Genomic DNA, 11,568 nt, shown 5'->3' with positions numbered 1-11,568 from the left:
ATACTTCCCCTCGCCTCGGGTACCCGGCGACTCATGGGATCTCCGAGCTCACCTGTACTGCTGGTGCTGTTCTTGGCCAGCGCGGCCGTGATCTGGTACGCCGGGATCAAGCTGTCGGACAACACCGACGTGCTCTCCGAACGCCTCCACCTCGGCAGTGCATTGGGCGGCTTGATCCTTCTGGCGATCGCCACGAACCTGCCCGAGCTCGCCATCACGGCCAGCGCGGCCGTGGCCGGTCAGCTCGGTGTGGCGGTGGGCAACATCCTGGGCGGAATCGCCGTCCAGACGGTGGTGCTGGTCGTCCTGGACGCGGCCGGGGGACGGCCGCGTGCCCCGCTGACCCGTATGGCCGCCAGCCTGGTCCTGGTTCTGGAGGGCGCGCTGGTCATCGCCGTGCTCGGCGTGGTGGTCATGGGCACGCAGTTGCCCGGTGGCCTGGCCTTCGCCCGGCTCAGCCCGGCAGACCTGGCCATCGCCGTGTTCTGGGTCGTCGGTCTGCTGCTGGACCGGGCCGGCAAGGGGCTGCCGTGGCGCGAGGGCGGGGACGCGCCCGGCGCCCAGCCGGAGCCGCGGGGTCACTCCAAGGGCAAGAAGGAGAAGGCCGCCACCGGCAAGGGGGTGAGCACCGGGCGAGCGGTGCTGGTCTTCACCGCCGCCGCGGTGGCGACGCTGGTCGCCGGTGTGGTGATCGAGCGAAGCGGTGAGGAGTTCTTCGCCCGGCAGGGCCTGGGCGGCGTGCTCTTCGGTGCCACGGTGCTGGCCACCGCCACCTCGCTGCCGGAGATCAGCACCGGGCTGACCTCGACGAAGCTGGGCGACTACCAGCTCGCCATCAGCGACATCTTCGGCGGCAACGCCTTCCTTCCGGTGCTGTTCCTGCTCGCCACCGTGATCTCCGGCAAGCCGATGCTTCCCGCGGCGCATCACACCGACATCTATCTCACCGCGCTCGGGATCATCCTGACCACCGTCTACATCGCCGGGCTGATCTTCCGGCCACGGCGGCAGTATCTGCGGATGGGTGTCGACAGCATCGCCGTCCTGGTCCTGTACGCCGTCGGCATCGCCGGTCTGACCACCATCGGTGGCTGACCAGACCGTGGCCGGTCGGGAACACCACCGCGCCTTGATCGCCATGGTGCAGGGCGTCGTGGAGCCGGCCGTTCCGACAGGGGTCCCGGCCGCGTCCAGCAGGACCGGGTGACGATGAGGTTGCCGAGACCGGCAGCTGCCCACGGCATCGGCAGCTTGGCTTCGGGCAGTAGTGGTCAAGTCGTCTGCCCAGGCTGCCTTTTGCCGTCGCGCCCGTCAGCAGCACGTGTCCGTGGGGCCGCTACCGGCCGGAGAGGCGACCACACCCACGCTGATCGCCCCCGCGGCCCGGGCCCGGCCTTCGGCCGAGCGCGTCAGTTCGGTGGCCACGTCCGTCCCCTCGACGACCGCCGCCGACTCCGCCGCCGCCCAGTGGAACACCCCCCGGGCCATCGTCGATGTCTCCCGCTCGGCCCGGGTCGCGTACAGCTGTGCCCGGATCCCGGCCACCGCGGTGTTTTCGGGTGCCGCGAGGGCGGCCGTCTCCGCCAGGTGCGACGCGAGCCGCAGCTTTCCCTCCGCCAGGAGGCGCACCGCGCGCTCCGCCAGGACGAGCGCTCCGCCGGCCGCGTCCGCGAGCTCCGCGGCGACCGCAGCCTCCGGCGCCGGCTTGAGGTTCGCCGGATTCTGGTCGTACCAGCCGCCCCACAGCCGCCACAGGTTCCGCACGACGAACTCAGGCTCGTCGTAGGCAGGGTGCAGGTACGGCTTCGCGAGCAACTCCTCGGGCACCTTCACCCCGTGGATGACGGCGTCCAGGCGCAGCCCCGCGTTCATCAGCTCGCGGGTCTGCGCGCACAACGACTCCAGCAGGCGCGCGGTGTCGTCCAGGGCCTGCGTGACCCGGTCCGCGCCCACGATGGGGATGCCGTGCCCCGGCAGCAGCACCTCGGCGCCCAGCGCGCCCATGGCCCGCAGGGCTCGAGCCCACTCCTCCGGGTAGCGCTGCACCTTCTGCGGATTGCCGGCGTTGGGCGAGTTCCATATGAAGAGGTCACCCGTGCAGAGCGTGCGGAGTTCCGGCACCCACACATAGGTGTGGTCGTCCGTCTCCCCGCGAGCGTGGAACAGCTCGAACGTCATGTCACCGTGACGCACCGTCAGCCGGTCGCGGTAGGTCGTGTCGGGATACCGGTACGAAGTCGGCCACTCCAGACCGGGGACGCCGAACTGGCGCCGGTTGATCCAGGAGTTGTAGCCGGCGGTCGCCGCATAGCGGTCGAAGCGGTCGACGACGCCCTCGTGGGCGATCACCTCCGGACGTATCCGCTCGGCATCGAAGGGGGCGACCCCGAAGACGTGATCGACGTGGCCGTGTGTGTAGACCACGGCGCGCACCGGGTCGGGGCTGAAGGCCCGTACCGCGGTGTGCAGCTGTGTCGCGGTCCGGACGTCGCCGGAGTCGACCAGGACGAGCCCCGCTCCGGTGTCGAACACGGCCACGTTCGCGAAGGCGGGGAAGAAGCCGGTGCGTTCGCCGATCGGGATCAGCTGGTCCGAGGTGAACGTGCCGGTCAGGTGGGGCAGCAGGGTCTCCTCGCCCCGCCACACGCGGTCGGCGTAGGACAGGTAGTCCATCGGCTCGGGACCGCCGGTCGCCCTGTGCTCGGTCATACCAGCTGCTCCTTCGGTGAGGTGTGGCGCCATGCCAGGACGACAAGTCTCGGCTGCCCACGTCGGCCGCGGCACCCCTTCGCGTCACAGCCCCGAGCGGTGAGTACTGTGACCCGTCACAACCTCGCGACGTCCCGGGAGGAGCGACCGTGCACGAGATGTCCGAGGCGGCCCGTGCCCTCGCCCTGCGCTGCGAGCCCAGGGTCAACGAGCTCGCCCGTAGGATGACCCGTGACTCCTTCGAAACGCTCCCCGGGTACGCGGAGCTGCCCGCCGAGATGAAGGACCTGGAGATCGCGGCGACCATACGGCACGGCGTCCGGCTCTTCCTGCGCCGCGTCCTGGAGCCGGACACGGCGGCGACCCGCGACCACGGGCTGTTCCTCGAGCGCGCCGCCCAGCGCGCCGAGGAGGGCATGCCGCTCCACCTGCTTCTGCGCACCCACGCGCTCGGCGTGTACGTGCTGTGGCAGGCGCTGCGGGAAGCGGCGGGCCCCGGGGACGAGGCCGCCCTCGTGGAACTCACCGACGTGCTGCTCGGCTCCCACCACGGCCTCGTGGGCGCCGTCGCCGAGACATATCTCGACGAGCGCTCCGCGATCGACGCCGAGCGGCACGCTCACCGCCGCTCGCTGGTGCGCGGCCTCCTCGACGGGACGCTGCCTCCCAGCCACGTCCTGATCGAACAGCTCGGCCTCGACGGCCCGTGCCTCGTCCTCGCGGTCGGTGGGATCACCGCGCCCACGGCAGGGCCGGGCGAAGGCGCCGTCGCCGTCCGCCGCCGGCTGCGCCGACTCCAGACTGCGCTTGACCAGGCCTTCGGGGGCGAGGTGCCCGCCCTCCTCGACGCCGGGGCGGACAGCGGCCGTGCGATCGTGCCGGGGGCGGTGGAGCTGCCGGAGGACCTGGTCCGGCGGCTGGCCAGGGCGGCGGGCGGCCCGTTGCGACTCGCCGTCGCACCGGCCCCGACCCCCGCCGACGTGCCCGGGGCGGCCCGCACCGCCGGGGAGATCCTGCGTGTGGCGCGGGCCTGCGGTCTGCCTCCGGGACTGCACCGGCTGGACGACGTGCTCCTGGAGTACCACTTGTCCCGGCCCGGCGAGAGCGGCCGCCGGATCGCCGCGCTCCTCGACCCGGTCGCGGACCGCCCCGAACTGCTGGAGACCCTCCGCGTCCACCTGGCCCACGGCCAGGACCGCCGGGCCACGGCCGTCGCCCTCGGGCTGCACCCCAACACGGTCGACAACCGCCTCGCCAGGACCACGGAGCGCACCGGCATCGACCTCACCACCCCGAAGGGGACGGCCACCGCCATTGCCGCGCTGCTGCTGCGGGAGACCGGTCTCTGAGGTCTCGGGGGCAGAGACACAGGCGTGGCGACGCCGGTTCGGTGCCACGCCGGCCGGGGTCACGACGGTGAGGTGACGAGCTGGTCGGCGAGGCGGTGGGCCTGGGACAGCAGGGCGCCGTAGGTGGCGACTTCGTCGGGGTGGTTCGGTCCGGAGTGGGTCACGTGGCGGCGCAGCGCGTCGAGCGTCGTGTGCAGCTCGGCGACGGCCTCACGCAGCTCGCGGTCGCTTCGATGGCCGAAGCGGCAGTGGCTGTAGAGGTGGAGGGCGTGAGCGGTCCGGCGCAGGAAGTCGGCGTAGTGGCGGGCGAGGGTGGGGCGGGGCCGGGCGGCGGGGCGGTCTTCGGCGGTGGCCTCCAGCACGGTACGGGTGACACCGGTGGTGTGGACCGCGGCGTATTCCAGGACGAGCACCACGTCGCCGTAGTCCTCGCCGGGAGCGGACTTGACGCCGATGCGGCGGCGGAGGTTGATGCGCTGGCTCTCCCGGCTGTGGCCAAGGGTGGTACGGGCCTGTTCGACCAGGCGTTGCAGCCGCAGGGCGCGCTCGTGCCAGGTGCCGGCCTCGTCGGCGTTCCACCGTTGCTCGGCCAGGCCTTCGGCCACCGCCTGAAGGATGTCGTGTGCCTCGCGGGTGGCGTCCTGCAAGGCGGCCCGGGCGTCCCCCAGGTAGAGCGGGGGACGGATCAGCGCGTTGACGGTGATGCCGACGACGGCCCCGAAGGCGGACTCGGTGATGCGGGCGGTGGCGGTCGCGATGCTGACGGAACCGCTGGTGAGCACGAACAGAGCGCCGGTGGCCGCGTAGATGCCCTGGCTGCCAAGGCGCTGCCACTGGCCCAGCAGCACCACCGTGGGCAGTACCAGGGCCATCGTCAGCATCGTGTTGTGCAGCAGCAGCGCGGCCGCGGTGGCCACGATGGTGCCCGTGGCGATCGAGGCCAGCTGCTGTAGTCCATGCGCGACGGACCGGAAGACGGTCGACTCCACCAGCGCGATCGCCACCCAGGGTGCGACGAAGGCCATGGGGGCCTTGAGCCACCAGCCTGCCAGCGCCCAGGCGATCCACGCGGCCAGCGCCGCCTTTCCCGCCTGCACGGCCAGGTCCCGCTCGCGGCACGGCCCCGCGTACGCCCGCCTCACCGCCTGCCCCGGGCGCCGTACGCCATGCACCACTGCTCGTATCACCTGCATGCCAGTGCAGGTGCCACCGGTCGGGGGTACCTATGCCGATGCGGGGCGGATCAGGAAGGCCGCCGGGGCGGCGGGCGGCCTCGTCACAGCGAGCCGTTGCGACGGAACGTTCGCTGCCGCCGCCCGCCGCCGAGTGCCATGACGGCGAGCGCGCAGGGGTAGCCGTGGCGCCAGTCCAGTCGGTGGTCGGGCCCTCCTGTTTCTTCGCGGGCCCGACCGCAGCGGGCGCGTGGATCGCTAGGCGTGCCGGGCGTGGCGGGCCGTATGCGCTGGGGCGGTGGTGGCGTGCAGCCGCCAGGCCGTACCCAGTACCAGCGCGCCGGAGATCAGCGCGTAGAGCCCGATGATCTGTGCAACGGTGATCGCGCCCACGTCCGGCCGGGCCCAGATCAGCACCCCGGCGATCACGGAGGCGGCACCGGCCAGGAACAGCAACCACTCATGGTGCAGCTCCCGGCGGAAGTGCACCGCTGCCCAGATCTCGGCGATGCCGGTGATCACGGCCCAGGCGCCGACGAGGGCGACCAGGGCCAGCGCGGTCAGTCCGGGCCAGGCGATAGTGATCACGCCGGCCGCGATGCTCAGGACACCGCCGACCGCATGCGCCAGGCGGTGGAGTTTGTCCCCTTCCTTGCGCAAGGCGCTCACCAGCAGCGTCACGCCGTCGACGAGCGCGTAGGCGCCGAACAGCAGCGCCAGCGCCAGCACCGTCACCCCCGGCCACACCAGTGCGGCGATCCCGAACAACAAGGCCGCCGTACCCCGCAGTACCAGCATCCACATCAGCTGCTGACGCACTCGCTCATCCCTTCGCTCGGTCGAACCGTTCCGTCACGCGTACCCCGACTTCTGGCCCCTACCGGCGAGGGTTGAGGCCGGGGAGGTGCGGGTACCCAGCGCGGCGCGCATCGTTCGTGCCGATCGACGGGGCGTGACCGAAGGCCTGGACACCCGCAGGCGCCGTGACGCGACCGGTGGCCGGGGCGGCTCAGGAACCGCCGCGCTCCCGGGGGATCTTCTGCCCGGCCTCGATCGCCACCGGCAACCGGTTCTCGGCCGGGGGCAGCGGGCAGGTGGCCAGGTCGGTGTAGGCGCACGGCAGGTTCGAGGCCCGGTTGAAGTCCAGGACGACCGTGCCGTCGGCGGCGGGCGGTTCCACGGTCAGGGCCCGGTTGGCCGCGTACGTGGTGACGCCGGAGGTCGCGTCGGTGAACAGCACCAGGAGCCGGCCCTCACCGGAGCCCGGGAACGCCGTCAGCGACAACTGCCGTCCGTCCAGCTCGAACTCGATCCTGCCCGGCGCGTCGTAGACGTGCTCCAGCCCTTCGACCGCGGCGCCGACGGTGGTCGGCCGCGGTGTGTCGAAGGGGACGTAGCGGCCGGTGACCGCCCAGCGAGGGTCGGGGGCGTAGGCGGGGGTTCCGGTGAAGCCCGTGCGCAGCGGTGCGTCCGGGTGTCGGGGGCGCACGATGTCCTGTCCGCCGCGCCGGGCGACCTCGATCACGGCGTCTCCCCAGACGGCGTTGACGCCGCCGCGCTCGGGGATCACACCGAAGCGGTGCTCGCCGTGCACCGGGGTTCCGTCGACGACCAGTTCCTCGCCGTCGTCCAGGGATACGACGACCCCCTCGGGGCCGGTGTGCCAGGCGCCGGGCGCGTCCGGGAACCGCTGCGGCCGGTCGTCGAGCCAGTGCAGGCCGGTGACCGCCAGGAAGCCGTGCGGGTCGGCGAGGCGGGCCTCCTGGGCGCGATACCACTCCAGCCATGTCTCGGTGAAGACATGGAGGTCCGTGGGGGTGGCCTCGGTGGTCATGGGGGGTCTCCTTCGTGTCGGGCTGTGCTTCGGTGCAGGGGCGTCAGTCGCGTCGGGGTGCGTTCGTCGAGGCGGCTGTCGGGTGCGAGGGGACCGACAGGCCTGCTCAGCGAACCAGTTGGCCGAGAAGCCGCCAGGTGCGTCGGCGGTCCGCCTCTCCGGCGATCTCGGTGAACGAGAACACGACCTCCGTGGCGCCGGCGTCGCGGTAGCGCCGTACCTCGGCCTCGACGGTCTTCTCGTCACCGATCACCGCCAGGTCGGCGGCCCGCCGCCCGCCCGACAGCTCGATGGCGCGTGCGTAGGACGGGAACTGCTCGTAGAACGCGAGCTTCTCGGTGGTCCTGGCCCGCACCGCGTCCACGTCGTCCGTGACGACACCGGGCACCAGCGCCACGACCCGGGGCGCCGGGCGGCCCGCGGCCTCGGCGGCCGCGTGCAGGGCGGGCACGATGTGGTCCGCCAGGGCGCGCGGTCCCGCCAGGTAGGGCAGGATCCCGTCCGCCAGCTCGCCGCTGACCCGCAGCGCCTGCGGCCCCATCGCGGCGACCAGCAGGGGCACACCGCCCTCCGCGCCCGGGACCCGTGCGGGGGTCGGGGTGGTGGCCGTCAGCAGCTCGCCGTGGAAGTTTGCCGTGCCGGTCTCGGTCAACTGCCGCAGGACGGTGAGGAATTCACGAAGCCGGGCGATGGGCCGTTCGAAGGGCAGGCCGAAGCTGGTCTCCGTCAGCAGCTTCGTGCCCAGGGCCAGCCCGAGGTGGTAGCGGCCGTGGGTTGCGGCCTGGGCGGTCTGGGCCTGGCTGGAGACCAGCAGCGGGTGCCGGCCGAAGACGGGGATCGCCGAGGTGCCGACCTGTAGCCCGGGCACTTCGCGTCCGACGAGGGCCGCGAGCTGGGGTGAGTCCGCGCCGAGGGTCTGCCCGAACCAGGCCGACGTGAGTCCGAACTCCGCCGCCTCCCGGGCCAGTTGAACGGTGGCGTCGATCTGGTTGGGCGCGTCGGCCGCGTTGAGCGCTACTCCAACAGTCATGTCAGTCCAGAACGGGCGCCGGACGCAGCCGCATTCCGGTCCGCGTGTGACAGTTTCTTGTCGACCATGTGTCGTGCTCCTGTGCCGAGGGGCGCGCGCAGGCCGAGGTGGTCGTGCCGGTGGGTGCCGGTGTACTCGGTGCGGTAGACCCGCGTTCCTGTGGCTCCGGGACGACCCGGGGCACACACGAGGACTCGCGGCGACAGGGCCACGAGAGGACGGCCGGCGGGTCGGCCGCCGGTGTCAGATGTGTGCGGAAGGACAGACCGCGGAGGAGGTACGGCAGAAGTCGACATGCCGCCGGGTGATGAGCCGCGCACCGGTGCACGCACCGCGCGGTACCGCGCCCTGTACGTGCATCAAAGCCTCCGGATGTCAGGGATCTCCCTTTCAACGTACGTCGCCTGCCCCGGCGAGTGTCAAGGTCGGACACAGCGGAGTCACCTCTCCGGCCGGGATGTGTGCGGCACCGCGTGTCCGCAATGCAAGACCCGTCCGGGCAGGCATTGACCGACCAGGTGGGCTTCTGCTGAACTCCCCTGCCATGAACCCGCGCGTGGACCTCACTCGGCGGCGCCACATCGATCTGGCGCACGTCTCCAGCGCGTTTTGTTGTCGCTGACCCGGCGAGTGGTCGCCGGCAGCGGCGCGGGCGCGTAGTCGGCGCGCCGCGGCCCGAGGCGGGTGAATCCGCCTCTCCCGCGTTGCCTTCCCACGGGACCGGCCCAGCCGTCCGCTGGTAGCTCTTCGCGCCGTACGAGCGGGGAGGCCGTCCGCGTACGCCGGCCCGGTCGCCGGGACAGCGGCCTTAGCGGTCCCGCGACCACCCACACCTTCCTGACCGGCCCGGACGACTCCGCGTGCCGGTCGATCAGCCCTGCGCACCGTCAGCGCTCACCAAGACGTCCGGCACACCGTGGTGTGCCCGTCCGACCGAGAGGGACCTCTCATGTCTGTGTCCATCCGCAAGCTCACCGGCCGTATCGGCGCAGTCGTGGAGGGCGTCGACCTCACGGCGTCGCCGGACTTCGCGACGATCACCACGCTCCGAGACGCCCTCAACGAGCACAAGGCGATCGTGTTCGACGACGTGCGCCTCGACAACGCCGGCCAGGAACGCGTGGCCGGCTGGTTCGGCGAGCTGACGACCGCTCATCCCAACGTGCCCGCCGCGGACGGCACGACCAACGTGCTCGCCGTCGACAGCGCGACCTCCAAGGCCAACGAATGGCACACGGACGTCACCTTCGTCGTCAACCCGCCGCAGCTCACCACACTGCGGTCCGTGGTGGTCCCGCCGTACGGCGGCGAGACGCTCATCGCCAACGCCGCCGCGGCGTACCGCGATCTGCCCGAGGCGCTGCGCACCCTGGCGGACTCGCTGCGCGTCGTGCACACCAACCAGTACGACTACGCGCGACCCCCGTCCGCGACCGCCGAACAGCAGGAGTACGACCGCGTCTTCGTCTCGACGCCGTACGAGGCGGAGCACCCGGTCGTACGGGTGCATCCCCTGACGGGCGAACGCGGCCTGTTCATCGGCGGGTTCGCCAAGCGGATCGTCGGCCTGTCGAGCGGCGAGTCGGCCGATGTGCTGCGCGTCCTTCAGTCGTACGTGACGCGGCCGGAGAACATCCTGCGCTGGAGGTGGTCCCCGAACCAGCTGCTGATCTTCGACAACCGCATCACCCAGCACTACGGGGTCGACAACTACGACGACCATCCGCGCCGCCTCAACCGGGTGACGGTCGCCGGTGAGGTGCCGACCGGTGTCGACGGCCGCCGCAGCGAGCAGCTCGTCGGCGACTCCTCGCACTACAGCGGTGTGCTGGCGGTGGCGGCATGACCGAGCTGGGCCTGAAGGCGCCGGCCGCCACCGAGCGCCCGGCCGCCGGGGCGACGAGCGCGCGGTCACGGGAGGTCTTCCTGCCACGCGGCGCCCGCCGCCGGACGCCGCTCAGCAGACTGCGCGAGCGCCTGCGCTGGCCTCTGGGCATCTACACCACCCCGGTCGCGGTCCTCGTCGCCTGGGAGGCACTCGCCCGGGCCGGGGTGGTGTCGAAGACGTACGCTCCTGCGCCGACCTCGGTCGTGCGGTCGGCCGTCGACCTGTGGCAGCAGGGCGTTCTCGGACCCGACCTGGCCATCTCGCTCCAGCGGGCCGGTATCGGTCTCGCCATCGGCCTGACGGCGGGCATCGTCACCGGCGTGCTCGGCGGCCTGCTGCGCAGCGGCGAGTACCTGTTCAACGGGCTCGTGCAGGTGCTCAACACGATCCCCCTCCTCGCCGTGCTGCCGCTGATGATCGTGTGGTTCGGCATCGACGAACTCACCAAGGTGCTGCTGATCTCCTTCGGCGCCGGCGTGCCGATGTACCTCAACCTGTTCGCCGCCATCCGGGGCGTCGACCAGCGGCTCATCGAGATGGCACGCACGACGGGAGCGGGCACCTGGCGCCTGGTGACGCGGGTGCTGGTGCCCGGCGCCCTGCCGGGGTTCCTGGTCGGCCTGCGGTTCTCCCTCGCGTACAGCGTCCTGGGCCTCGTCGCGGCGGAGACGGTCAACGCCGACCAGGGACTCGGCTTCCTCATCACCCAGGGACAGACGTATTTGCAGACCAACCAGGTCTTCGTGGGGCTGGTGATCTACTCGCTCCTCGGACTGCTCGCCGACCAGTTCGTACGGGCTCTGGAGCGGGTGCTGCTGCGGTGGCGCCCCGGTTATGAGGCGTCATGAGCAGCACGACCGCAACGGAGTTCCGCCGGCGGACCGGAGTCGTCGTCGAGCAGGTGGTCCGCCGCTTCGGCGACCGGACGGTGCTCGACGGCCTCGATCTCACCATCGCCGACGGGGAGTTGGTGATCCTGCTCGGCCCGTCGGGCTGCGGCAAGAGCACCCTGCTGCGTCTGCTCGCCGGACTCGACCGGCCCGACGGCGGGCGGGTGGAGGTCCCGGCCCGGCGCGCGATCGTCTTCCAGGCCGACCGGCTGCTGCCGTGGCAGCGGGTGCTGCGCAACGTCACGCTCGGCCTGCACGGGCCCGACGCCGAACAGCGGGCCCGCGCCGTGCTCGCCGAGGTCGGACTCGCGGGCCGCGAGAAGGCGTGGCCGAAGGAACTCTCCGGCGGCGAGGCCGGGCGGGTCTCCCTCGCCCGGGCATTGGTCTCGGAGCCCGAACTCGTCCTGCTCGACGAACCGTTCGCGGCGCTCGACGCCATCACCAGGCTGCGCATGCACGACCTCGTCCGCGCGCTGCGCACCAGGCACCAGGCCGCCATGCTGCTCGTCACCCACGACGTCGACGAGGCCATCGCCCTGGCGGACCGCATCATCGTCATGAGCAACGGCCGCATCGGCACCTCGCACGAGGTCCGGCTCCCCGCCGCCGACCGCGAAGCGAGCGTCGCCCGCGAGGAGCTCCGCGCCCGGCTCCTGGAAGACCTCGGCCTCGCCGGCCGCCACTGACCTCAGCGAA

The 11,568-nt window shown here is 72.0% G+C and carries 10 protein-coding genes; 5 read left to right on the top strand and 5 right to left on the bottom strand.

The features are described 5' to 3' along the window. The first annotated feature begins 33 nt into the window (after positions 1 to 33). Positions 34 to 1,095: a sodium:calcium antiporter gene (locus ACZ5CZ_RS32885; protein WP_468948041.1), complete on the top strand. Its 1,062-nt coding sequence runs from the start codon at positions 34 to 36 to the stop codon at positions 1,093 to 1,095. Between the two features lie 216 nt (positions 1,096 to 1,311). Here ACZ5CZ_RS32885 and ACZ5CZ_RS32880 read toward each other — a convergent pair whose 3' ends face one another. Beyond that, positions 1,312 to 2,709: an alkyl sulfatase dimerization domain-containing protein gene (locus ACZ5CZ_RS32880; RefSeq protein ID WP_468948039.1), complete on the bottom strand. Its 1,398-nt coding sequence runs from the start codon at positions 2,707 to 2,709 to the stop codon at positions 1,312 to 1,314. Between the two features lie 158 nt (positions 2,710 to 2,867). On the opposite strand from ACZ5CZ_RS32880, the gene ACZ5CZ_RS32875 reads away from it, so the two are divergent. Then, on the top strand, positions 2,868 to 4,058 hold the full coding sequence (locus ACZ5CZ_RS32875; protein ID WP_468948144.1) for a PucR family transcriptional regulator: 1,191 nt from the start codon (positions 2,868 to 2,870) through the stop codon (positions 4,056 to 4,058). 59 nt (positions 4,059 to 4,117) lie between these two features. On the opposite strand, the gene ACZ5CZ_RS32870 is transcribed toward ACZ5CZ_RS32875, so the two are convergent. The 4 genes from ACZ5CZ_RS32870 to ACZ5CZ_RS32855 form a co-directional block, all read right to left on the bottom strand. Further along, the gene (locus ACZ5CZ_RS32870) at positions 4,118 to 5,251 is read right to left on the bottom strand and encodes an FUSC family protein (RefSeq protein WP_468948037.1); all 1,134 of its coding nucleotides are present in this window, start codon (positions 5,249 to 5,251) and stop codon (positions 4,118 to 4,120) included. Between the two features lie 237 nt (positions 5,252 to 5,488). Further along, entirely contained in the window at positions 5,489 to 6,049 is a 561-nt protein-coding gene (locus ACZ5CZ_RS32865) for an HdeD family acid-resistance protein (RefSeq protein ID WP_385846919.1), read from the bottom strand. 190 nt (positions 6,050 to 6,239) lie between these two features. Continuing rightward, complete coding sequence (locus ACZ5CZ_RS32860; RefSeq protein ID WP_385846917.1) at positions 6,240 to 7,064, bottom strand: DUF1684 domain-containing protein; 825 nt, start codon at positions 7,062 to 7,064, stop codon at positions 6,240 to 6,242. Positions 7,065 to 7,170: 106 nt separating this feature from the next. Beyond that, entirely contained in the window at positions 7,171 to 8,094 is a 924-nt protein-coding gene (locus ACZ5CZ_RS32855) for an LLM class F420-dependent oxidoreductase (protein WP_468948034.1), read from the bottom strand. 949 nt (positions 8,095 to 9,043) lie between these two features. On the opposite strand from ACZ5CZ_RS32855, the gene ACZ5CZ_RS32850 reads away from it, so the two are divergent. The 3 genes from ACZ5CZ_RS32850 to ACZ5CZ_RS32840 are packed head-to-tail and all read left to right on the top strand — an operon-like array spanning position 9,044 to position 11,558. Next, a complete protein-coding gene (locus ACZ5CZ_RS32850; protein ID WP_468948032.1) occupies positions 9,044 to 9,940 on the top strand; it encodes a TauD/TfdA dioxygenase family protein in 897 nt (298 codons plus the stop codon). Continuing rightward, on the top strand, positions 9,937 to 10,830 hold the full coding sequence (locus tag ACZ5CZ_RS32845) for an ABC transporter permease (protein ID WP_468948030.1): 894 nt from the start codon (positions 9,937 to 9,939) through the stop codon (positions 10,828 to 10,830). The genes ACZ5CZ_RS32850 and ACZ5CZ_RS32845 overlap by 4 nt, the downstream gene beginning before the upstream one ends. Continuing rightward, a complete protein-coding gene (locus ACZ5CZ_RS32840; RefSeq protein WP_468948028.1) occupies positions 10,827 to 11,558 on the top strand; it encodes an ABC transporter ATP-binding protein in 732 nt (243 codons plus the stop codon). The genes ACZ5CZ_RS32845 and ACZ5CZ_RS32840 overlap by 4 nt, the downstream gene beginning before the upstream one ends. Positions 11,559 to 11,568 lie beyond the last annotated feature (10 nt).

It is taken from the genome of Streptomyces sp. NPDC031418, from assembly GCF_055581605.1.
This window is presented reverse-complemented; position numbering and strand designations above follow the sequence as displayed.

Excerpts from the sequence above, each read along its gene's own strand:
- ACZ5CZ_RS32840 (WP_468948028.1), top strand. The coding sequence starts at position 10,827 with ATGAGCAGCACGACCGCAACGGAGTTCCGCCGGCGGACCGGAGTCGTC.
- ACZ5CZ_RS32875 (WP_468948144.1), top strand. The coding sequence starts at position 2,868 with ATGTCCGAGGCGGCCCGTGCCCTCGCCCTGCGCTGCGAGCCCAGGGTC.
- ACZ5CZ_RS32885 (WP_468948041.1), top strand. The coding sequence starts at position 34 with ATGGGATCTCCGAGCTCACCTGTACTGCTGGTGCTGTTCTTGGCCAGC.
- ACZ5CZ_RS32880 (WP_468948039.1), bottom strand. The coding sequence starts at position 2,709 with ATGACCGAGCACAGGGCGACCGGCGGTCCCGAGCCGATGGACTACCTG.
- ACZ5CZ_RS32850 (WP_468948032.1), top strand. The coding sequence starts at position 9,044 with ATGTCTGTGTCCATCCGCAAGCTCACCGGCCGTATCGGCGCAGTCGTG.
- ACZ5CZ_RS32855 (WP_468948034.1), bottom strand. The coding sequence starts at position 8,094 with ATGACTGTTGGAGTAGCGCTCAACGCGGCCGACGCGCCCAACCAGATC.
- ACZ5CZ_RS32870 (WP_468948037.1), bottom strand. The coding sequence starts at position 5,251 with ATGCAGGTGATACGAGCAGTGGTGCATGGCGTACGGCGCCCGGGGCAG.
- ACZ5CZ_RS32845 (WP_468948030.1), top strand. The coding sequence starts at position 9,937 with ATGACCGAGCTGGGCCTGAAGGCGCCGGCCGCCACCGAGCGCCCGGCC.
- ACZ5CZ_RS32860 (WP_385846917.1), bottom strand. The coding sequence starts at position 7,064 with ATGACCACCGAGGCCACCCCCACGGACCTCCATGTCTTCACCGAGACA.